The sequence below is a fragment of the Pseudomonas sp. MF08831 genome, from assembly GCF_059862645.1.
The window spans coordinates 32,718-54,885 of record NZ_JCBCUX010000022.1 but is presented as its reverse complement, the minus strand read 5'-3'; the positions used below and the strand labels follow the sequence as shown (position 1 = coordinate 54,885).

Genomic DNA, 22,168 nt, shown 5'->3' with positions numbered 1-22,168 from the left:
GGAGTCAGCCCATGCAACTCGAAGGATCCTGCCATTGCGGCGCCGTCACATTCAGCCTGAACAGCCAGCATCCATACCCCTATCAGCGTTGCTACTGCTCGATTTGCCGCAAAACCCAAGGCAGCGGTGGCTACGCGATCAACCTTGCCGGCGATACCCATAGCCTGAAGGTGCAGGGGCGCAAGCACATCTCGATCTACCACGCCAGGCTCAAGCCCGAGGGCGCCAGCCGCGCGCACGCGAGCACTGCCGAACGGCATTTTTGCTCGCAGTGCAGCAGCGCCTTGTGGCTGTTCAGCCCGGAGTGGCCGGAGCTGATTCACCCGTTTGCCTCGGCCATCGACACGCCGTTGCCGGTGCCGCCGGAGCACACGCACCTGATGCTCGGTTCCAAGGCGCCGTGGGTGGAAGTCAGCGTGCGCAAGGGTGACCTGCAGTTCGACGAATACCCCGAAGAATCCATCGCCCAGTGGCATGCACGCTTGGGCCTGTCGCGTTAACAGTCTTTGACAGTTTCCCGACAAAGCTCACAAAGATTGTTGGCCTGCCGCGCCCTAGCATTCGAGCATCCAAATAAGCCTGCGGGTGCTCTTCATGTTTCGCACATTGCGCGGTATTCCGCTGTTGGGTTGCCTGCTGGGCACGCTCGGTTGCCATGGGCAACCGCCTGCCCCGCCGCCGATTCCCAAGGGCGATTACGGCGCGATCATCCGTTACCTGCAAGCGCGTATTCCGCGTGAAATGGGCCGGGAAAATGTGCCGGGCCTGTCCATTGCGCTGGTCAATGGCCAGGAGCTGATCTGGGCGCGCGGCTTCGGCATGGCCGACAAAGCCCAGGGCGTGCCGGTGACAGCCAATACGGCGTTTCGCGCTGGCGGCATCTCCAAACTGCTCACGGCCACGGCGGCCTTGCAGTTGGTCGAGCAACAGCGTCTGTCGCTGGATGCGCCGATCCAGCAGAGCCTGCGCGAGTTCCATGTCCGCTCACGCTTTCACGACGACCCGGCGGCAGCGGACCGCGCGATCACCTTGCGCCGCTTGCTCAGTCACCAGTCGGGCTTGCCCAGCGAACACTTGCGCGACCTGCGCAGCACCTTCGCCATGGGCCAGATGCCGATGCGCGTATCCGGTGTGTGGCTGAGCAGCCCACCGGGTGCCCAGGTGGCCTACTCCAACCTGGGTTATTCGTTGGTCGGCGCCGCGATTGAACGCAGCAGCGGCAAAGCTTTTGAAGCGCAGTTGCAAGGCAGCCTGCTCAAGCCACTGGAGATGAACCAGTCGAGTTTTGTCGGTACCGGTGCGCAGATGAGTTACCGCGCGCTGGGCTACGAAGACGGTGTCGCCAGTGCCGATGCGCAAGTGCGCGACCTCGCTGCCGGCGGTTTGTGGGCAAGCCCGAAAGACCTCAGCCGCTACGTGCAGATGCTGTTTGCGCATGGGCTCTACAAAGGCAACCGGGTCATCGGCAGCGCGTCGATCGATGAGATGTTCACCCAGCAAAACACCGGCAATGCGCTGGACTTCGATTGCCAGGTGGGCCTTGGCTGGTTCCTGGCACCCTGTGGCGATGAACCGGTTGCCCCGGGGATACGCACGTATCAGCACAGCGGGGGTGGCGACGATTTTGCCGCGCAACTGAGCGTGCTGCCCGATCAGCAAATGGCCGTGATCGTCATGGCCAATGACAGTAACGCCGAAGACCTGGTGGCCAGCCTTGCCACCGACACCCTGCGCATGATGCTGCAGGCGCAGACCGGCCAAGCGGTCTGCGCCGACGACTGCCAGGCACCCAGTCACGGGCTCAAATTGCGTCACGTGCCGGCTGCCATCGACCGCAAGCGCCTGGCCGGCTTTTATGCCACGGCCTGGGGCGTGTTCCGGATCAAGGATGAGCCTCATCAGTTGTCGGGCGAGTTGGCCGGTTTGAGCTTCGAGTTGTTACGCGACGATCAGGGCTGGCTGCGCGCACAGAAAAAAATCTTTGGTTTCTGGCTCAAGGACCTCGGCGACCTGGGCCGCGTGCAGCTTGATGTGGTGAAGGTGCAGGGGCGCCAGATGCTCACTGCGCGCACTCACGGCCAACGCATCGCCATCGGCGAGCGCATCGACCCGACGCCGCTGCCCCTGGCCTGGGCCGACACCATCGGCACGTATCAAGTGCTCAACACCCACGAGCCCGATGCGCCATTGAGCGGCATCAGCGTGCGTCTGGAAGAAGGATTTCTGGTGATTCGCGGCCAGTTGCGCGACGAGCCGCTGACCGACTACATCCTGCTCCCCGTCGACAACGCCCACGCGGTGCTGGCCGGCAACGGCTATGGCCTGGGCGACACCGTGAGCCGCCAGGTCAATGGCCTCAGCGCGTCGGGCTACGCCTTCAAACGCACGAATTCTCCCCACAACCGCTTGAATTTCTGACACGGACGAACCCCCTGATGCGCTCAAAACATTTCTGCCTGTCGTTCACCTCGCTGTGCCTGCTCGCCGCTGCCGACACCGCGTTTGCCGAAGACTGGCAATACAGCCTCAAGGCCGGCGTGGCCAACGCGCCGCGCTACAGCGGCAGCGACGAACGCATGACCGCGCCGCTGCTGGGCGGCGCCATCGTCAGCCCGTGGGGTATTTTTCTCGACACTGACAAGGGGCTTGGCTGGGGTTACGAAGGCCACGCCCTGAGCGTGAGCGCGTATGTGGGCGCCAGCGGCGCGCGCAGGGACAAAAACCAGAGCTTGCATGCCGGCTCCAAGCGCCTCAAAGGCATGGGCGAGATCAAGGCGCGTCCGCAACTGGGGGTGAGCGCCAGCTATAACCTGGGTGGCGTGATTGTCGGCGCGACCCTGGAACATGCGCTCAAGGAAGACGACCACGCGGACACCGGCAGGGCTTACACCCACCTGGAGCTGAGCCTGGGCACCAACCTGTATGAAGGCCGTTACGGTTCGGTCGAGGCCAGCTTGAGCAGTCACTTTGGTGATCGAGCGTACTTGCAGACCTGGTACGGCGTGACTACCGGGCAGGCGGCGCAGAGCCGCTTCAAGGCCTACAAGGCGGGCGCGGGCAATATCAGTAATGGCATGAACCTGGTGTGGAGCGTGCCGATCAGCGAGCACACGCAGTTCTCGACTTTGCTGGATGTGCAGTATTTGGCGGATGAGGCGGGCAAGAGCCCGATTGTGGAGCGGCGGTTGCAGGCGTCGGTGCTGGGGATGGTTGAGTACGCGTTTTGATGGGGTAATGGATGGGTGGGGGGCGGCGGCGGGTGTAGGTGATGCGTAGGTGTTGGGGACATATCCGGTGTTTGGGTGATGGCGGCTTATGGTTCCGCCCTTACGGCGGGTCACTTTGGAAAAGCCCCAAAGTAACCAAAGGGCTCTTGCCCCACCACTCGGCACCTCGCCTAGGCTCGGTGTGCCCGAACGAAGGCTTGAATCCGTGGGCCGCCGTGGTTTAACGGGGCGCCTGAGATCAAAATCAAAAGCAAAGCACGGCGGCCTAGTAGCCGACCTGAGTGGTAGAAGCAAAAGCAAAGGCGAGGCGGCCTGACAGCCGACCTGACCTTGAAGACTGAACACAATCAAAGGTGGGAGCTGGCTTGCCTGCGATAGCATCAACCCGGTGTACCTGACACACCGAGGTGCCTGCATCACAGGCAAGCCAGCTCCCACAAAAAAGCCAAGCAGTGCGGTGCTGGCAGCTGAACGCGGTCAACTTGTGGGAGCGGGCTTGCTCGCGAAAGCGGTATGTCAGTGACACATGAGCTGACTGAGCCACCGCCTTCGCCAGCAAGCCCGCTCCCACAGTTGGATCGCAGTGCATCAGGTAGATGGGTGCTGCTCGTTTGTACTCGATCAAAGGTGGGAGCGGGCTTGCTCGCGAAAGCGGTGTGTCAGTGACACATGAGCTGACTGAACCACCGCCTTCGCGAGCAAGCCCGCTCCCCTCCTGTGCATCGCTGATTCCACGCCAAGTCTTACTCGGCATACGCCCAGGTCATTCGAAACGACGCTCCGCCCCACTCCGAATCCAGCACTTCCACTTGTCCGCCATGCCACTGGCTGACCCGTTTTACCAATGCCAGGCCCAGGCCGAAACCGCCTGTGCGGCGGTCGCGACTGGCGTCGAGGCGCAGGAAGGGTTCGAAGATCTTTGCCCGCCCGTCCATCGGCACACCAGGGCCGTCGTCATTGACGCGCACTTCGTAACCGCTGCCAAAACTGATCAACGACACTTCAACACGGCGCTCGGCGTAGCGAATGGCGTTGCGCAGCAGATTGATCACGGCACGCGCCATAAAGCGTGGTTCGATTTGGATAAAGTCGACCTCACAGGTACGCAATGACAGCTGCACACCCGCCGCCTCAGCCTCCAGGGCCACGCTGCCGATCACGCTGTCGAGCCAACTGTGGGCCTCGATGTTTTCGCGGGTAACCTGGGTGGCGCCGCGTTCCAGGCTGGCGTAAGTCAACAGTTCGGAAACCATTTCCTCCAGTTCGCCCAGGTCGGCGTACATGTCGGCGATCAGTTCACGGCTCTGTCGCGGGTCGGCCTGTTGCCTGAGTTGATCAAGCTCGAACGACAAGCGCGCAATCGGTGTGCGCAGTTCGTGGGAAACGGCGTTGGTCAGTTCGCGCTGGTTGGCGATCAGGCTTTCGATGCGCTCGGCCATCTGGTTGAAGTGCCCCGCCAGCTCGCGCACGGTGGAACGGCGCGGCAGCAGGATGCGCGACGCCAGGTCGTTGTCGCCAAAGCGTTGCGCGGCCAGCCGGATATGCTCCAGGTCGCGCCAGTGCGGTCGTACCCAGAAATACAGGACGATGGCCAGGCACAAGCCGAGAAAACCATAGGCCCACAGGTACAGCCACTTGGGCTCTTCCGGCAGTTTGATCTCCAGCAGTTGCGGCCCGCCGTCGATATTGGTCAGGAATTCCATGAAATCCCCGCGCACCACCAGCAAGCCGTCGGCCAGCAGCTGCTGTTCGCGCTCGGTCAGCGCCTGGGTGTCGCTCTGCACCAGCTTGAGGCGCAAACCATAATGGGGCTGCAGTTCGTCCAGGCGCGCCTGCCGGGCCTCGCCGTGCAGGGGTCGCAACTGCTCCACCAGGCCGTAGGCCGGACCGCGCAGCGCCTCACGGTTATAGGTTTCGTTGGCCTCGGGCAGTAACTCGTCGAAGGTGTAGTTGACCAGCCAGATTGCGCCCGCCAACCCCAGCGCCAGGATCACGTACAGGCGCAGAAACAGCCGCAGCATCTAAACCTCCCACGCAAATGGATTGAACAGATAGCCCTTGCCCCAGATGGTCTTGATGCACACCGGCTCACGCGGGTTGTCATTGAGTTTGCTGCGCAGTTTGCTGATGTACACGTCGACGCTGCGGTTCAGGCCATCGAAGGCAATGCCGCGCATGCGGTTGAGGATGTCATCGCGCGAGAGGATCTTGCCCGCGCTGCTGGCCAGCAGCCAGAGCAGTTCGAATTCCATGGTGGTGAGGTCGATCTTGTCACCGCCCAGGCTGACCACCCGGCAACTGCGGTCAATCGCCAGCCGGCCAAACTCCAGCGAGCCGCGCACGGTGGGCTCGGGTACCTGGCGACGTTGCAGCGCACGCAATCGCGCCAGCAGCACCGGTGGTTTTATGGGTTTGATGACGTAGTCGTCGGCGCCGGACTCAAGGCCGAGGATATGGTCCAGGTCGTCTTCCTTGGCGGTCAGGATCACGATGGGCGTGTCGGACAGGTTACGAATCCCGCGACAGACGTGCAGGCCGCTCTGGCCGGGCAGCATCAGGTCGAGCACGACGATTTTCGGCTTGAAGTCGAGAAATGCGGCCAGGGCTTCGTCACCGCGGTGCACCACCCGCACCTCGAAACCGTGTTGCGACAGAAAGTGCGCGATCAGCCCTGCCAGCTTTTCATCGTCCTCAACGAGCAGGACCTTGCCCAGACCCAGGTTTTCCATAAATTCTCAGTGTGGCTGCGCGGATTGAAGTGCAGGCATTATAGGTGGCAAGCTGCTCAACAGAAGCCGCTGGCCATCAGTGACCGACCAAGCTTCATGCTTTTAAGAGTTTTTAACAAATAGCCTGCAATCTTTAACGCCATTCACAGGGAGTTGTATGCGCAAGGATTACCTGGCGTTCTTTGTTTCGCTGTTTCTGTCGCGGCTGGCGGACCAGATTCTGCTGTTTATCGTGCCTCTGATCGTGTTCCAGACCACTCGGAGTGTGTCCTGGGCGGGCCTGGCGTTTTTTGTCGAGTCACTGCCGCGTTACCTGGCCTTCCCGGTGTGCGGCGCGGTGTGCGACAAACTCTCACCGGTGCGCATTCTGCATATCAGCCAGGTCTACCGGGCGCTGGCCTGTGTGGTGGCCGTGGCCTTGTACGGCGTGTTCGACGGCATTTACTGGATCGTCATGCTCTCGGCACTGTGCGGTGTGCTGACCACCCAGGGCATCATGGCGCGCGAAGTGTTGATGCCGCATATTTTCAAGCAGTACACCTACGCCAAGACCCTTTCCTATTCACAAATCGCCGACCAGAGTGGCCTGGTGCTCGGCCCACTGCTGGCGGCGCTGATGCTTGAAGTCTGGGCCTGGCATTGGGTGGTGCTGGGGGTTGCCGGGCTATTTGTGCTGGCGGACCTGGCCATGCTGCTGTGGCAGCGCACCAGCGCGGTGAGCCTGCCAACCTTTGAGCAGCACCGGGACATCTGGCTTCAACCGCTGCGCATTGCCTTCGGGCATATCCGCACGCTCGCCGATTTGAAACGGATCATCACCCTGGCGGTGGGCGTGAATCTGATTATTGGTGTGACGCTGGCCACGTCGGCGGCGATGGTCACCGGCCACTATGGCGCCGGCAAGGACACCTACGCCCTGCTGCAAGCCGCGGGCGCCGTGGTGACGATCGGGATTCTGTTTTACCTGGCGCGCGCAACCTTGCCGTTGAAGGTACTGGGCGGCCTGTCGTATTCGATGATCGGCGTGGGTGCGCTGATCACGGCCATCAGCCCCGGCGTGTGGGCCTATACCCTCGGGTTCCTGCTGATCACCGGCTTCGACAAGATGTTTAACGTGTACCTGCGCAGCACCCGTCAGCGCGTGATTCCGGTACAGGATTTTGGCAAAACCGTGGGCGTGATCACGCTGCTCAACAACCTGTCGCAGCCATTGGCGGGTTTGCTGATTGGCGTGCTGGCGGCGCCGCTGGGCACACAAACGGTGATCCTGCTGCTGACCGGGATCACCGCACTGCTGGGCGTGGCCGTCGCCTCAGGCTGGCACGCCACTGTGAAAGCGGAACTCGATGTCGGGTGATTCGATCAGTTCCTGCTCGGTCGCCCTGACCCGCTCGATCACCTGGGCGATGTCTTTGGCGTCGCCGTACTGGTAGGCCAGTTTCAAGTACCCCTGGAAGTGCCGCGCCTCGCTTTTGAGCAGACCGAAATAAAACTTGCCGAGTTCTTCGTCCAAATGCGGCACCAGCGCTTCGAAACGCTCGCAACTGCGCGCTTCAATGAAGGCGCCGACCACCAGGGTGTCCACCAGTTTGACCGGTTCATGGCTGCGCACCACTTTGCGCAAACCCGAGGCATAACGGCCGGCGTGCAGTTGGCGCAGCTCGACTTTGCGCTTTTTGATCAGGCGCATGACTTGCTCGTGGTGTACCAGCTCTTCGCGCGCCAGGCGCGACATCATGTTGATCAGGTCAACATGCGCGTGGTACTTGGCAATCAGGCTCAAGGCGGTGCTGGCAGCTTTGAATTCGCAGTTCTTGTGGTCGATCAGCAGGGTTGCCTGATCGGCCAAGGCAGCCTGGACCCAGGCGTCGGGGGTGCGGCAGCCGAGGAATTCGTGGATTTCGGGCAGGTTCATCGGGCTCACGGGCAAATAGATCACAAAAGGGCGCCGATTATACCGACCCCACCGCAGACCACCAGCCACCGGCTTTGATGTGCATCAACATGACGTCTGGCGGGCAGCAACTATAGTTGTGCAAGGCCCCTTTTATTGCGTCTCTGGAGATCCGTCCATGCAAGCTATCCGCAGCATCCTGGTGGTCATCGAGCCCGAGCACTCGGAAAGCCTGGCGCTCAAGCGCGCCAAGCTGATCGCCGGGGTCACCGGCGCGCATCTGCATTTGCTGGTCTGCGACAAAAAACACGAGCATTCGGCGCTGCTGAGCCTACTCAAGTCCGGCCTGCATGAAGACGGCTACAGCGTAACCACCGAGCAGGCGTGGAATGAGAGCCTGCATGAAACCATCATTGATGTGCAGCAAGCCGAGGGCTGTGGGTTGGTGATCAAGCAGCATTTCGCCGATAGCCCCCTGAAAAAGGCCTTGTTGACGCCGGCCGACTGGAAGCTGCTGCGTTATTGCCCAACGCCTGTGCTGCTGGTGAAAACCTCGACGCCCTGGGCCGACAAGGTGGTGCTGGCGGCAATCGATGTGGGCAACAACGACACTGAGCACCAGGCGCTGCACAACACCATCATTGATCACGGCTTCGAAATTGCGAGCCTGGCCAAGGCGCAATTGCACGTGATCAGCGCCCATCCCTCGCCCATGCTGTCGGCCAGTGACCCGACGTTTCAGCTCAAGGAAACCATCGAGGCGCGCTATCGCGAGCAGTGCAAGACGTTCCAGGCCGAGTTCGATATCGACGACACCCATTTGCACATCGAAGAAGGCCCGGCAGATGTATTGATTCCCCATGCGGCGCATAAGTGGCAGGCGGCGGTGACGATTATCGGCACCGTGGCGCGCACCGGGATTTCCGGAGCATTGATCGGGAATACGGCGGAGGTGGTGCTCGACGAGGTGCAGAGCGATGTGCTGGTGCTCAAGCCGCAGGAACTGATGGATCATCTGGAAGCGCTGGCGACCAAGGCGTGACTCACTGAAAATCCCCTGTGGGAGCGGGCTTGCTCGCGAAAGCGGCGGATCAGTCAGTCAATTAATTGATTGGCTGACACTCCCTCTTCGCGAGCAAGCCCGCTCCCACATTTTTGCTGTGCGGTGTCAGCCAGCAAATGCATCGTTGAGGAACCCCGGGGCGATGTAGCGCTGGTAGTGCGCCTCCGAGAGGATAAAAAACTCCCGATCAATCGCATCGCGCAGCTCCGGCAGCGCCCAGTCGCGAAACTCTGGCAGCAGCACCATGCCATAGGCTTCCAGGTTGGAAATCACCCGTGCGCCCCGGGCGATCAATTGGTAGGCCCAGCAGTACTCGGACTGGTGCGGCACAAAGCGAATCTTGCGCTGCTCCAACTGCCCGCGCAGCCTCTTGGGGTCGAACACTTCGAGTTTACCGGCCATCACCTGCACCAGCAGTTGCTCGAGCCGCAGCCATACCGCGCGCTTTTCTTCCTCGTTATAGCCATTCCATAGGATCACTTCGTGGTGGAAGCGCTTGCAGCCACGGCACACGAGATCGCCGTAAACCGTGGAGCACAGGCCGACGCAGGGGGTCTTGATGGTTTGGTTGGGCATAGGCAACGACACACAAATCCGCGAAACAATGCCGCATGTTAGCCCTTTGTCTAAGGTTGATCACCCAGCAAACTTGGTTAGGCAACTTACCTTTAGATTTTTTTTGCCGTAGAATCATCCGGCCTTGTAAGGCGCCAATAATCCGCTGGAAGCTGTTTTCAAAGCGTCACGAGCACAGTCGTTCCTTCAGAACGGTGTTGGCGATGGTTATTACCCGGTAGGTAATTGCCAGCGCCAACCCTCATCAGCTCCGTTCTGCAGGCGTAAAACTTTGAAAGCAGCTTCTGTGAGGAATGCCGGCAGCGCTGGCTTTGCGGCCCAAAAAGCCCCCGAGCGCATGCGTGCCGTTCATTTCTGGATGAGCGTCCCGTGGGACCACTGATGAGGGTAATAACTGTGCTTGAAGCCTACCGCAAACATATCGAAGAGCGTGCAGCACTGGGTATCGTTCCCCAGCCGCTTAACGCCGAACAAACCGCAGGCCTGGTCGAGCTGCTGAAAAATCCCCCGGCTGGCGAAGAAGAATTCCTCGTTGACCTGATCACCAACCGCATTCCACCAGGCGTTGACGAAGCTGCCTACGTCAAGGCCGGTTTCCTGTCTGCCCTGGCCAAGGGCGAAGCCACTTCCCCCCTGATCGACAAAAAGCGCGCGGTTGAACTGCTTGGCACCATGCAAGGCGGCTACAACATCGTGACGTTGGTCGAGCTGCTGGACGACGCCGAGTTGGCGCCTGTCGCTGCCGCCCAACTCAAGCACACCCTGCTGATGTTCGATGCGTTCCACGACGTGGCTGAAAAAGCCAAGAACGGCAACGAGCACGCCAAAGCCGTGCTGCAATCCTGGGCTGATGGCGAGTGGTTCAAGAACCGCCCTACCCTGGCCGACAAGATCAGCCTGCGCGTGTTCAAGGTCACCGGCGAAACCAACACCGACGACCTGTCCCCTGCCCCTGACGCCTGGTCCCGCCCTGACATCCCGCTGCACGCCCTGGCCATGCTGAAAATGGCTCGCGAAGGCATCGTGCCGGACGAGCAAGGCAAGACCGGCCCGATGAAGCAGATCGAAGAGATGCGTGGCCAAGGCTTCCCGATCGCCTACGTCGGTGACGTGGTCGGTACCGGTTCGTCGCGTAAATCGGCGACCAACTCCGTACTGTGGTTCTTCGGCGACGACGTTCCTTACGTGCCGAACAAGCGCGCTGGCGGCTTCTGCTTCGGCAGCAAGATCGCACCCATCTTCTACAACACCATGGAAGATGCCGGCGCACTGCCAATCGAATTCGACGTCACCAACATGAACATGGGCGACGTGATCGACCTGTACCCGCATGCTGGCAAAGTCTGCAAACACGGCACCGATGAAGTCCTGACCACCTTCGAAATGAAGACCCCGGTGCTGTTGGACGAAGTTCGCGCCGGCGGCCGTATCCCGTTGATCATCGGCCGTGGCCTGACCGAGAAGGCACGTGCCGAACTCGGCCTGCCGCCTTCGACGCTGTTCAAGCTGCCGGAAGCACCGGCTGAAAGCGACAAGGGCTTCACCCTGGCGCAAAAAATGGTGGGTCGCGCCTGCGGTCTGGCAGAAGGCAAAGGCGTTCGTCCTGGCACCTACTGCGAACCGAAGATGACCACCGTGGGCTCCCAGGACACCACCGGTCCGATGACCCGTGACGAACTCAAAGACCTGGCGTGCCTGGGCTTCTCGACCGATCTGGTGATGCAGTCGTTCTGCCACACCGCGGCTTACCCTAAGCCGATCGACGTGACCACCCACCACACCCTGCCTGACTTCATCATGACCCGTGGCGGTGTATCGCTGCGTCCAGGCGACGGCATCATCCACAGCTGGCTGAACCGCATGCTGCTGCCGGACACCGTCGGCACCGGTGGCGACTCCCACACCCGTTTCCCGATGGGCATCTCGTTCCCGGCCGGCTCCGGTCTGGTCGCGTTCGCCGCAGCCACTGGCGTCATGCCACTGGACATGCCGGAATCGATCCTGGTGCGCTTCAAAGGCAAAATGCAACCGGGCATCACCCTGCGTGACCTGGTTCACGCCATTCCTTACTACGCGATCCAGGCTGGCCTGCTGACCGTAGAGAAGAAAGGCAAGAAGAACGCCTTCTCCGGTCGCATCCTGGAGATCGAAGGCCTGAACGACCTGACGCTGGAACAGGCTTTCGAGCTGTCCGACGCCTCGGCCGAACGCTCGGCTGCCGGTTGCACCATCAAGCTGTCGAAAGACTCGGTCACCGAGTACCTGAACTCCAACATCACCCTGCTGCGCTGGATGATCGGCGAAGGCTACGGCGATGCACGTACCCTGGAACGTCGTGCTCAAGCGATGGAAGCCTGGGTTGCCAACCCTGAGTTGATGGAAGCCGATGCCGACGCGGAATACGCCGAAATCATCGAAATCGACCTGGCTGAAATCAACGAGCCGATCCTCTGCGCACCTAACGACCCGGACGATGCCCGTCTGTTGTCCAGCGTTGCCGGCGAGAAGATCGACGAAGTGTTCATCGGTTCGTGCATGACCAACATCGGTCACTTCCGCGCTGCCGGTAAGTTGCTGGAACAGGTCAAGGGTCAGCTGCCAACCCGTCTGTGGCTGTCGCCGCCGACCAAGATGGACGCTCACCAACTGACCGAAGAAGGCTACTACGGCATCTACGGCAAGGCTGGCGCGCGCATGGAAATGCCGGGCTGCTCGCTGTGCATGGGTAACCAGGCACGCGTAGAACCGAACTCGACCGTTGTGTCGACCTCGACCCGTAACTTCCCGAACCGTCTGGGTGATGGTGCCAACGTCTACCTGGCCTCGGCTGAGCTGGCGGCAGTGGCTTCCACGCTGGGTCGCCTGCCGACCGTCGAAGAGTACATGGGCTACGCGGCCAAACTGGACACCATGGCCAGTGACGTCTACCGCTACCTGAACTTCGACCAGATCGCCGAGTTCCGCAAAATCGCAGCAAGCGCCAACATCCCGGTGATTCAAGCCTAAGGTGTGTTGATGTAGCTACACCGGGTAAATCAGCGCCGCGTATCGCAAGGTACGCGGCGTTTTTTATGCCGGGCATACAGCCTTCACACCCCAACAAAACACCTGTGGGAGCTGGCTTGCCAGCTCCCACACTTGACGCTTTGCACACTCAGGACGGGTGCCGCAGCGCCAATTGCACAGCGCCATCAACGCTCAGACCACTGAGCAAGACCTGTGGCGCAAGCGCCTCCGGCAAGCCTTGCAGCACGTCCAACGCCTCATGCCGCACACGCGCCAGCACCAAACGCTTGCCCTCCCCGCGCACCTGCGCAAAAAACGCCGCCAGCGCTTCGATACTGGTGCCATCCAAATCCGGAGATTCTTCCAGGCTCAGCACCACCGCCTCTACCGGCGACTGGCGCATCAGGCGCAATGCCGCACCCAGGATGCGCTCGGCATTCGCGAAAAACAGCGCCTCGCTGGGCCGTACGATCAGTAGACCCGGCACTTGCACGGCATCGGCGTGGTGCTCACGATCAACAAAGTCATGACTGTCACCCAAGCGCCCCAGCACCTGGATATCAGCCGCCGACATCTGCCGCAGCATCAGCACCACGCTGATCGCTACCGACACCAGCAAGCCATCCAGCACGCCCAACACCAGCACCGCCGCCACGGCACAGATCACCAGCAGACGATCGCGCCGCCAGAGAAAATAACGCCCCAGCGGCTGCAGGCTCAAACCACGGCCCAGCGCGTAGATGACGATGGCGGCAAGCACCGGCTCCGGGGTCAGCGCGACATAAGGCAGCACCGTCAGCACAATCACCAGCACCACTAGCGCGGCTACGATTCCGGCCAGGCGCGAACCGGCACCGGCGGCCTCATTGGCCGAAGTCGCGGAATAACCGGCACCGGCTGGCATGCCGTGAAACAACCCAGAGATCAGGTTGGCCGCACCCAGCGCGAGCAAGTCGCGGTTGGATGACACGCGATCGCCGTGTTTAAGCGCGAACGAGCTGATAGAGCCGTAGGACTCCGCATACAGGATCATCACCAAAGCAAACGCCAACTCCCCCAGGCGCAGCCAGTCGGCAAACGGCAGCACCGGCAAATGCCCCAACTCAAGACGCAGGTCGATCAGGCCGATCAGCGCCACGCCATGGGCCTGCAAATCCAGGTACTGCCCGGCGACGATTCCCAGAATCACCACCAGCAGCCCACCCGGCAGACGCGGAATACGCGCGCACAACCACAACACCATCAACGCAACCGCCGCGACCATCGCTGCCGGCCAGTTCCATCCAGGCAGTTGCTCTATCAGGTGCGGCAGGAAGCGGATCAGGTTGTTATCGGTCAGGTGCACGCCGACGACGCTGGCCAACTGCTTGAGAATGATGGTCAGCGCCAGGCCGAAGGCAAACCCGCGCAACACCGGCTTAGCGATAAACGAAGTCACGCCACCGAGCTTGAACAGCCCGGCCAACAGGAACAGCACGCCAGTGATCAACACCAGCCCGAATGCCAGGGCCAGCCTCAGCGCCGGATCACCACCCGCCAGACTGGCGGTGGCGGCCGCCAGTACGGCTGCCGAGGACGATGTGGCCGAGACAATCGCAAACCGGCTGGTGCCGAACAGGCCGTAGCACACCAGCCCGGCAAACAGCGCAATGACCCCGGCCTGGGGCGGTAGCGCGGCGATACTGGAATAAGCCACGGCCTCCGGCAGCAGCAAACCGGCAATGGATAACCCGGCGAGCAGGTCCTGGGTGCGATTGGGTGGCGCGGCAACCGGGTCAACTGTTTCAGTTTTCAATCGGCCCGACCCATCCCGGCAAATAACGTGCTTCCTGGCTGCGCGCCAGGCCCATGGCCTTGCTCAACAGCTTGGCGTTCGGCTGGCTGACCACGTCGCTGCCGATGCGGCTGCGAAAGAAGTCGGCCCACAGAAATTCGCTGAACGGCGTCGCGTCCTTGGCGTAGCCACCCGCCATGCGCAACAGGCCCGCCAGGCTGCGGTAGGGATCGTCCTGCAGGTCGGTAATCTTGCGCGGAATGGCTTCGTAGGTTCGACGCAAGCCACGCGCGTCGTAGGGATGCACCCACTGATTGAACGCCATGACATTCCAGAAGGTGCTGCGCTCCACAAACGACAAGTCCTTGAGCATCAGCAACGAAACACTCTTGACCTCTTCCAGCAGCAGCGCCAGGCCGAAATGGTGGTGATCGGTGATGTAATAACGCTCGTCCGGCCCCAGCACGCAAGGAAACCAGTGCTTGTCGAGCGCGGCGGCGCGTTCCTTGCGTTTGAGCTTGGTCCAGGCTTCGCGCTTGGTAGCGACTTCAGCCATGCCGACGGTCAATTGCGTCGGGTGCAGCTTTTCCAGTTTGCAGGTAATCAGTTGCGGGCGCGGCCGTGCCATGAATCTCTCCACAGGAAATGACTATGCCGACAGCTTAGCCCTCATTGCCTGCCCGGGGTCGAGACTCGACAGGTTTTCCAAGGCCAAAAAAAGACCGATTCGCGGAGTGCGCGAATCGGCCTTGGGCAGCGCAGCTCGGTGTCAGGACAGCAGCGAGTAGACCAGCGCGGTAATCGCGACCAGACCAACAGCAGTGACAAACACGTTGGACGCCTGCCCGCGGTACTTGGCCATGGCGGGCACTTTGCGGATCGCATACATCGGCATCAGGAACAGGATCGACGCAATGATCGGCCCGCCCAGCGTCTCGATCATGCCGAGGATGCTCGGGTTCAACGTGGCGACGATCCAGCACACCACCAGCATGAAGGCGGCGGTCATGCGGTCCAAGGACTTGGCCGCCGGGCGGCGACCGGTCTTGAGCACCAGGCCCTTGAGGCCTTCACTGGCGCCGATGTAGTGGCCCAGGAACGACTTGGCAATCGCCACGAACGCAATCAACGGCGCGGCGAAGGCGATGGTCGGGTTGTCGAAGTGGTTGGCCAGGTACGACAGGATCGACAGGTTCTGTGCTTTCGCTTCGGCCAGTTGCGCCGGCGTCAGGGTCAGTACACAGCTGAACACGAAGAACAGCACCATCACCACCATCAACAGGTGTGCGCGGCACAGGATCTGCGAGCTGCGCTCATCCGCGTTGGCACCGTACTGGCGCTTCTGGTCCACCGCAAAGGCCGAGATGATCGGCGAATGGTTGAACGAGAACACCATCACCGGAATCGCCAGCCACAGTGTGTTGAGCAACGCCGACGGCGCCGGTACTTCACTGGCGGTGCTGAGAATGCCGCCGGTCCAGTGCGGGATCAGGTACACGGCCAGAAACAGCAACGCGACGATAAACGGATACACCATCAGGCTCATGGCCTTGACGATCACTTGCTCGCCGCACCGCACCACGGCCAACAGGCCAAGGATCAGCACAAACGCCAGGATCGCGCGCGGCGGCGGCATGATGTGCAGCTGGTGTTCCATGAAACTGCTGACGGTGTTGGTCAGGGCCACGCTGTAGATCAGCAGGATCGGGAAGATCGCGAAGAAGTACAGCAAGGTGATCAGTGCGCCGGCCTTGAGACCGAAATGCTCTTCGACCACGTCGGTAATGTCCGAACCTTCACGGCCGGACAGGACGAAACGGGTCAGGCCACGGTGGGCAAAGAACGTCATCGGGAATGCCAGCAGCGCCAGGATCACCAGCGGCCAGAAGCCCCCGAGGCCCGCGTTGATAGGCAAAAACAAAGTACCGGCGCCGATGGCGGTGCCGAACAGGCCAAGCATCCAGGTGGTGTCCTGGCGGCTCCAGCGCGTGAGGGTTGCAGGTGTCGTTGCATAGCGTTCGTCGACGCTATTGGCCTGATCATTCATCCGGTCGGATCTCCGCATTTCCACAGCCGGGACGAGTCAGAAAAACCTGACAGGCAGCGCCCCGACCATAACAAGCGCGCGATTGTCCGGGATTCTCCTGAATAAGCAAAGACTTAGCTGAGGAACGGTGGCCTTGGACAGATCAGTCGGGGTCGCTGCAGGCAGCGGTTCCAGAGGGCTGCAGCGCCGTCGAGATAATACATGCCCAAACAAATCTATTTTAGAATCGCGGGCTTTGCTGTACTTTTCAGGCAACGCCCGCCTTTATTCTGAGAGCCCTGTCATGCCTCGCGTGTCCCGCAAACAAGCCGAACTCAACCGTGAAATCATCGTGGAGGCCGCCACGCACCTGTTTCGCGAGCGCGGCCTGCACGGCATCAGCCTGGCGGACGTGATGGCCGCCGCCGGGCTGACCCACGGTGGTTTCTACGGGCATTTCGCGTCCAAGGAAGCCTTGGCCAACGAAGCCTGCCAGAAGGCCTTTGAGCATTCGAACCAGGGTTGGCAGGACAAAGTCGAGCGCAGTGAAGACCCGCAATCGGCATGCGAGGCCATCTTGCGCCACTATTTTTCGGCCACCCACCGCGACAATCCCGGTGATGGCTGCCCGATATCGGCCTTTACCCCGGACATGTGCCATGAGCCCGCCAACACGCAATTACAGCGCACCTTCATTGCCGGTGTTGAACGGTCGCTGGAGATCTTTGCGCAGTTTCAGGCCCAAGACCGCCAGGCCATGCTGGCCAACTACGCGATGATGATCGGCGCCGTCACGCTCGCTCGTGCGACGCGCGGCAGTAGCTTGTCGGACGAATTCCTGGAGGCAGCACGAAATACGCTGCTACCCGAGGCGAAATCGACCGCGTCCGTTGACAGCCCTGCGCCCGTCCCAGCATGATCGGGCCATGAAGCCTATTGAGCTGCACCTCACCTGCACCACCACCACGACCGCTTATGGCGGGTCGTGCGGTTGCTGTGGGTGCTTGAGCTAAAACACCCGGATTCAACCCAAGGCCCCGCCAGCAATGGACGGGGCCTTTTTATTGCCCCGCCCTCTGGCCACTGCAAGGAGCAAGACCATGGCAAACGCCCTGCTGATCGTCGATATGCAAACCGGTTTATACGATGGCCCGGACAAACCTTTCCAGCGCGAACGGGTACTGGAGAACATCAACCAGCTGATTCAGCGCGCCCGCGCAGTCAACGCGCCGATCTTCGTCGCCCGCCACACCGGCCCGGCGGGCTCGCCGATTGAAGCCGGCAGCGCGCTCTGGCAGCTGTGGCCCGGCCTGGCTGTCGACGAAGCCCGCGACCACCTGTTCAATAAAACCCGCCCCAGCTGCTTTTTGGGCACTGACCTCGCCCGGCAACTGGCGGCGGCGCAGGTAAATGAACTGGTGATCGTGGGGATGAAAACCCAGTTCTGCATCGACACCACCTGCCGAGTCGCCGTGGAACTCGGGTTTTCGGTGATCTTGCCGGAAGACAGCCACACCTGCATGGACACCCCGGCGTTGTCGGCCGAGGCGATCATCGCGCATCACAATGCGACCCTGGCCGGGGCGTTTGTGAAACGGGTGAAAGCGCACAGCATCGCGTTCTAACGGCGTCTATGTGGGATTTTTCTGGCCGAACAAAACGTTCTGTCTTACAAATCCCGCATACTCACCTCTCAAACCCTTCAGGAAGAGCCTTCCGATGTCCACCACTGTTCTGGTCCTGGTTGAAACCATCAACGAATACCTGCAAATCATCGAGAGCAACGACTTTCACGTGATTCTGGCGCCGACGCCGGCCGAACGCGCCCAGGCGATCAAGGCGCATGGCGGGCAGATCAAGGCCGTGCTGACCCGTGGCCCGCTGGGGCTGTATGCCGAGGAAATCGCCGCATTGCCCCTGCTCGAGATCATCTGCGTGATCGGTGCCGGTTACGAGCATGTGGACCTGCAGGCGGCCAGCAACCGCGGGATCGTCGTCACTAACGGCGCCGGGGTGAATGCGCCGTCGGTGGCCGACCACGCCATGGCCTTGCTGCTGTCGCTGGTGCGCGGCGTCCCCCAGACCGACGCGGCAGTGCGTCGCGGCGAATGGCCGAAGGTGATGCGCCCGTCCCTGGGCGGCAAGCAATTGGGCATCCTCGGGCTCGGCGCAGTGGGCATGGAAATCGCCAAGCGCGCGGCACTCGGCTTCGGCATGGAGGTGAGCTATCACAACCGCCAGCCCCGCGATGACGTGGACTACACCTATTGCGCCACCGCCGTGGAACTGGCGCGCATCTCGGACTTCCTGATCCTGGCCACCCCCGGCGGTGCAAGCACCCGTCACCTGATTGATCGCCACGCCCTGGATGCGCTGGGGCCGAACGGCTACCTGGTGAACATCGGGCGCGGCAGCGTGGTAGTCACGGCGGACCTGGTGGCGGCCCTCGAGCAACGGCGAATCGGCGGCGCGGCACTGGATGTGTTCGACGACGAACCCAAAGTGCCGGACGCCCTCAAGCGCCTGAGCAATACCGTACTCACCTCCCACGTGGCCGGCCTGTCTCCCGAAGCCGCCCACGATACGGTGCAGCGCGTGGCCGATAACCTGGTGGAGTACTTTGCCGGCCGCCCGGTGCTTACCCCGGTGACGCTGCCGCCGCGCAACTAGTAGCGAATAGCCAGCGCCGATGTGAAACCTGACTACACTGCTTTGCGGGGATGCTCAGGACGTCGGTGCATGACCGGCGAAGGATCGCAGAATGTTTGGCCACGGACTCGGCCCGGCCCGCCAGCGCGGCGCCATCGGTTTGATCGGCGCGGTGACCCTTGGGGTTGCGCTGTTGTTTCTATTGCTGGTGGTCGACAGCGGTCGCTTGTACCTGGAGAAGCGCAAGTTACAGCGTGTAGTCGACACAGCAGCGCTCGAAGCGGTCAGCCGCAGCGGCACGTGCGCGGCGCCCAGTAACAATGCGGCCCTGTTTGCGACTCAAAGCGCCGCGCGCAACCACTTCAACATTGACGACAATCGCACCCTGGCAGTTGCCTGCGGCACCCTGGCCACGGGTGCTGACTTCATGCGCACCTTCAGCGCCGACCCGGCCAAAACCGATGCTATCCGGGTCATCGCCACCCACCGTGTGCACACCAGCCTCGCCCATGGCTTACTCACGCTGTTCTCGGCTCAACCCCTCACCATGATGACGCTCTTGAGCGCCACGGCGGTCGCTGCCGCGCCAGCCCCGACAGTAGCGTCACTCACCGTGCGCAGCACCTTGTTGACCGTCGACAGCACCAAATCCGTGGCCCTCAACGCCTTGATCGGCGGCTTGCTGGGCGGCAAATTGCAGCTCGACGCGGTGGGCTGGAACGGTTTGATCAATACCAATATCAGTCTGCTCAAGTACCTGGATGCCTTGGCCATCCGCCTGAACGTCAGCGCCGGCAATTACGATCAGTTGCTCAAGACCGACGCCACCGTCGGCCAACTGATCCAGGCCGCCATCGACGTGCTCAAGCTCGGTGGAGATGCGGTCACCCTCGTCATCAACAACCTCGAAGCCATCAAGCTGATTGCGCCGGGTACGCAAATCCTGCACTTGGGCGACCTGATCAATATCCAGAACGGCACGGACAAAAGTGCGCTGGATGTGAACCTGCAACTGTTTAACCTGATCCAGGGCTTTGTGCAGTTGTCGAACAAGGCCAGCGCCGTTGCCGTTGAGCTGCCGGTGGATGTGCTGGGGCTGCTGGGCGTCACTGTCTCGACCAAAGTGATCGAGCCTGGGCAACTCTCAAGCATCGGCGACCCGAAAAACATCGCCACACAGCCTATTTATGTGCGAACCGCGCAAGTGCGCACATTGATTTCGGTCAAGCTGCCGATCGTCACGCTGGTCAATAACGCGCTGGGGGGCGTGGTGCAGGCGTTGAATGAGGTACTGAGCGGCTTGTTGGGGCTGCTTGACCCCAATTGTTGCCTGGTCACCAGCCTTGAGATCGGCGACACACTCGACATTGCCCTGGAGGCCGCCGGTGGCAGCGCCAAGGTCACGGATTACAGTTGCGACAGTGGCAAAAAATCATTGTCGGTGCTCGGCGAAACCTCGGCCCTGCACGTGATGATTGGGCAGGTTGATCCGAAAAACCTGTTTTCATCCACCCAAACGCTGCACGTCGACGAGTACCCGGTGGTGGATATCGGTACCAAGACCTGCAAGCGCGGCACCGGCGTCTGCGGCGACCGGCAAGCCTTCGCGGCAGGCGGGCTGGGCGTGCGCGTCGACAGCGATGTGGCCCGGACCGAACGCGCGCACACCTACACCAACCCGCCGGCGGTCAATCTGCCCCCGACGTATTATCAATTCGCTGCCTCGAACGTCGTCAGCAGCCTTAAAGAAACGCTCACCGGCATCCAACTGATCAACCATCCACCGAAAATCGCCAGCCTGTTGGGCGCCGTGCTGGGTCTGGTCACGGGCCTGCTCAATGGCTTGCTGTCAATGCTTGGGGGCGTGATTGGCGGGGTACTCGGCCCGCTTCTCGACCCCATCGTCAATAACCTGCTCGCCGGCCTGGGCATTGACCTGGCAAAAGTCGAAATCGGTGCCAACCTGTCCTGCAACCCCGCTGGCCGGGCGATGCTGGTGATTTGAGCGCATCAGGCCCGCTGATCATCATCCAACACGCTAACCTATTAAGCCGCCCCGACCTTGTCGCTGGACGGCGGTGCGCATTAGATTAGCCAATAGTCCAAGGCCTTTAGAATAAGCAGAAGGGATAAGCATGGCGCTTAACGACCAATCGACCCAGATTCGCCCAGGCGAAGAACTTGATGCCAGCCTCATCGATCCCTACCTCAAGGCGCATATTGCGGGCCTGCACGGCGCGGTCAAGATCAGCCAGTTCCCCGGTGGCGCGTCCAACCTGACTTACTTGCTGGAGTACCCGGACCGGGAATTCGTGCTGCGCCGCCCGCCCTTTGGCCACAAGGCCAAGTCCGCCCACGACATGGGCCGCGAATACCGCATTCTCAACCAGTTGAAAGATGGCTTCCCGTATTGCCCCAAGGCCTACGTGCATTGCACCGATGAGTCGGTGATCGGCGCCGAGTTCTACGTGATGGAGCGCGTCAACGGCATCATCCTGCGCTCCGACTTGCCCGCCGAACTGGGCCTGGACGCCACCAAGACCGAGGCGTTGTGCAAAAGCTTTATCGACAAGTTCGTCGAACTGCACCAGGTGGATTACGCCGCCTGCGGCCTGGCCGACCTGGGCAAGCCCGAAGGGTATGTAGCGCGTCAGATTCGCGGCTGGAGTGATCGCTACGAGAAAGCCCTGACCCCAGATGCCCCAAGCTGGGAGAAAGTGCGCGCCTGGCTCAACGACAAGATGCCGGCCGACCATCCGACCTCCAGCATCGTGCACAACGACTACCGCTTCGACAACGTGATCCTCGACCCGCAAAACCCGATGCAGATCATTGGTGTGCTGGACTGGGAACTCACTACGTTGGGCGACCCGCTGATGGACTTGGGCAACACCCTCGCCTACTGGATCGAAGCCGCCGACCCGGCACCGGTGCAACTGATGCGTCGCCAGCCAAGCAACGCCCCCGGCATGCTGACCCGCCGCCAGTTCGTCGATTATTACGCCGAGCGCTCGGGCATTCAGATCGACAATTTCGACTTCTACTACACCTATGGCCTGTTCCGCCTGGCCGGCATCGTGCAACAGATCTACTACCGCTTCTTCCACGGCCAGACCCAGGACAAACGCTTTGCGCAGTTCATCCACATGAACAAGCTGCTGGAGCAAATGAGCCTGAACGTCATCGCCAAATCAGCCCTCTGACTGCTAGAACAAGGAACCCTT

At 61.3% G+C, this 22,168-nt stretch carries 18 protein-coding genes; 11 read left to right on the top strand and 7 right to left on the bottom strand.

Annotation, left to right across the window (positions count from 1 at the left end; all coding sequences use genetic code 11):
- The first annotated feature begins 11 nt into the window (after positions 1 to 11).
- The 3 genes from AC19YS_RS30570 to AC19YS_RS30560 all read left to right on the top strand — a co-directional run bounded on the left by AC19YS_RS30570 (position 12) and on the right by AC19YS_RS30560 (position 3,227).
- Positions 12 to 500, top strand: a complete 489-nt coding sequence (locus tag AC19YS_RS30570; protein WP_179608351.1) for a GFA family protein — start codon at positions 12 to 14, stop codon at positions 498 to 500.
- 94 nt (positions 501 to 594) lie between these two features.
- Positions 595 to 2,418 (top strand): serine hydrolase domain-containing protein, encoded by a 1,824-nt coding sequence (locus AC19YS_RS30565; protein ID WP_500603444.1) that lies wholly within the window; start codon positions 595 to 597, stop codon positions 2,416 to 2,418.
- Between the two features lie 17 nt (positions 2,419 to 2,435).
- Positions 2,436 to 3,227, top strand: a complete 792-nt coding sequence (locus AC19YS_RS30560; protein WP_500603443.1) for a MipA/OmpV family protein — start codon at positions 2,436 to 2,438, stop codon at positions 3,225 to 3,227.
- Positions 3,228 to 3,970: 743 nt separating this feature from the next.
- Here the strand turns inward: AC19YS_RS30560 and AC19YS_RS30555 are convergent.
- Complete coding sequence (locus AC19YS_RS30555) at positions 3,971 to 5,248, bottom strand: ATP-binding protein (RefSeq protein WP_106580464.1); 1,278 nt, start codon at positions 5,246 to 5,248, stop codon at positions 3,971 to 3,973.
- Positions 5,249 to 5,956 carry a winged helix-turn-helix domain-containing protein gene (locus AC19YS_RS30550; RefSeq protein WP_106580465.1) on the bottom strand — a complete coding sequence of 236 codons (708 nt, stop codon included), beginning with the start codon at positions 5,954 to 5,956 and terminating at the stop codon, positions 5,249 to 5,251.
- A 157-nt stretch (positions 5,957 to 6,113) separates the two neighbouring features.
- On the opposite strand from AC19YS_RS30550, the gene AC19YS_RS30545 reads away from it, so the two are divergent.
- Positions 6,114 to 7,313 (top strand): MFS transporter, encoded by a 1,200-nt coding sequence (locus AC19YS_RS30545; protein ID WP_169366926.1) that lies wholly within the window; start codon positions 6,114 to 6,116, stop codon positions 7,311 to 7,313.
- Here AC19YS_RS30545 and AC19YS_RS30540 read toward each other — a convergent pair.
- Positions 7,269 to 7,871, bottom strand: coding sequence for a MiaE family protein (locus tag AC19YS_RS30540; RefSeq protein WP_106580467.1), 603 nt, complete (start codon positions 7,869 to 7,871; stop codon positions 7,269 to 7,271). The two genes, AC19YS_RS30545 and AC19YS_RS30540, sit on opposite strands and share 45 nt — an antisense overlap.
- A gap of 157 nt (positions 7,872 to 8,028) precedes the next feature.
- Between AC19YS_RS30540 and uspL the strand changes: the two genes are divergently transcribed.
- Positions 8,029 to 8,892, top strand: coding sequence for a universal stress protein UspL (gene uspL, locus AC19YS_RS30535; RefSeq protein ID WP_119739965.1), 864 nt, complete (start codon positions 8,029 to 8,031; stop codon positions 8,890 to 8,892).
- A 126-nt stretch (positions 8,893 to 9,018) separates the two neighbouring features.
- Here uspL and AC19YS_RS30530 read toward each other — a convergent pair whose 3' ends face one another.
- The gene (locus AC19YS_RS30530) at positions 9,019 to 9,489 is read right to left on the bottom strand and encodes a DUF1289 domain-containing protein (protein WP_106580469.1); all 471 of its coding nucleotides are present in this window, start codon (positions 9,487 to 9,489) and stop codon (positions 9,019 to 9,021) included.
- Positions 9,490 to 9,885: 396 nt separating this feature from the next.
- Here AC19YS_RS30530 and acnB point away from each other — a divergent pair, with 396 nt between their 5' ends.
- Positions 9,886 to 12,495 (top strand): bifunctional aconitate hydratase 2/2-methylisocitrate dehydratase, encoded by a 2,610-nt coding sequence (gene acnB, locus AC19YS_RS30525; RefSeq protein ID WP_106580470.1) that lies wholly within the window; start codon positions 9,886 to 9,888, stop codon positions 12,493 to 12,495.
- A 148-nt stretch (positions 12,496 to 12,643) separates the two neighbouring features.
- Here the strand turns inward: acnB and AC19YS_RS30520 are convergent, their stop codons facing one another.
- The 3 genes from AC19YS_RS30520 to AC19YS_RS30510 all read right to left on the bottom strand — a co-directional run bounded on the left by AC19YS_RS30520 (position 12,644) and on the right by AC19YS_RS30510 (position 16,316).
- Positions 12,644 to 14,290, bottom strand: a complete 1,647-nt coding sequence (locus AC19YS_RS30520) for a SulP family inorganic anion transporter (protein ID WP_500603442.1) — start codon at positions 14,288 to 14,290, stop codon at positions 12,644 to 12,646.
- Positions 14,280 to 14,897, bottom strand: coding sequence for a ParB-like protein (locus tag AC19YS_RS30515; protein ID WP_179608362.1), 618 nt, complete (start codon positions 14,895 to 14,897; stop codon positions 14,280 to 14,282). Before AC19YS_RS30515 ends, AC19YS_RS30520 begins: the two co-directional genes overlap by 11 nt.
- Positions 14,898 to 15,038: 141 nt before the next feature.
- Entirely contained in the window at positions 15,039 to 16,316 is a 1,278-nt protein-coding gene (locus tag AC19YS_RS30510; protein ID WP_106580473.1) for a serine/threonine transporter, read from the bottom strand.
- Between the two features lie 283 nt (positions 16,317 to 16,599).
- On the opposite strand from AC19YS_RS30510, the gene AC19YS_RS30505 reads away from it, so the two are divergent.
- The 5 genes from AC19YS_RS30505 (at position 16,600) to AC19YS_RS30485 (ending at position 22,147) form a co-directional block, all read left to right on the top strand.
- The gene (locus AC19YS_RS30505) at positions 16,600 to 17,214 is read left to right on the top strand and encodes a TetR/AcrR family transcriptional regulator (RefSeq protein WP_106580474.1); all 615 of its coding nucleotides are present in this window, start codon (positions 16,600 to 16,602) and stop codon (positions 17,212 to 17,214) included.
- A gap of 181 nt (positions 17,215 to 17,395) precedes the next feature.
- Positions 17,396 to 17,920 (top strand): cysteine hydrolase family protein, encoded by a 525-nt coding sequence (locus tag AC19YS_RS30500; RefSeq protein ID WP_200625546.1) that lies wholly within the window; start codon positions 17,396 to 17,398, stop codon positions 17,918 to 17,920.
- Between the two features lie 94 nt (positions 17,921 to 18,014).
- Positions 18,015 to 18,965 carry a 2-hydroxyacid dehydrogenase gene (locus AC19YS_RS30495; RefSeq protein ID WP_200625547.1) on the top strand — a complete coding sequence of 317 codons (951 nt, stop codon included), beginning with the start codon at positions 18,015 to 18,017 and terminating at the stop codon, positions 18,963 to 18,965.
- Between the two features lie 91 nt (positions 18,966 to 19,056).
- Positions 19,057 to 20,949 (top strand): pilus assembly protein TadG-related protein, encoded by a 1,893-nt coding sequence (locus AC19YS_RS30490; protein ID WP_500603441.1) that lies wholly within the window; start codon positions 19,057 to 19,059, stop codon positions 20,947 to 20,949.
- Positions 20,950 to 21,079: 130 nt separating this feature from the next.
- On the top strand, positions 21,080 to 22,147 hold the full coding sequence (locus AC19YS_RS30485) for a phosphotransferase family protein (RefSeq protein WP_119739951.1): 1,068 nt from the start codon (positions 21,080 to 21,082) through the stop codon (positions 22,145 to 22,147).
- The last annotated feature ends 21 nt before the right edge of the window (positions 22,148 to 22,168 follow it).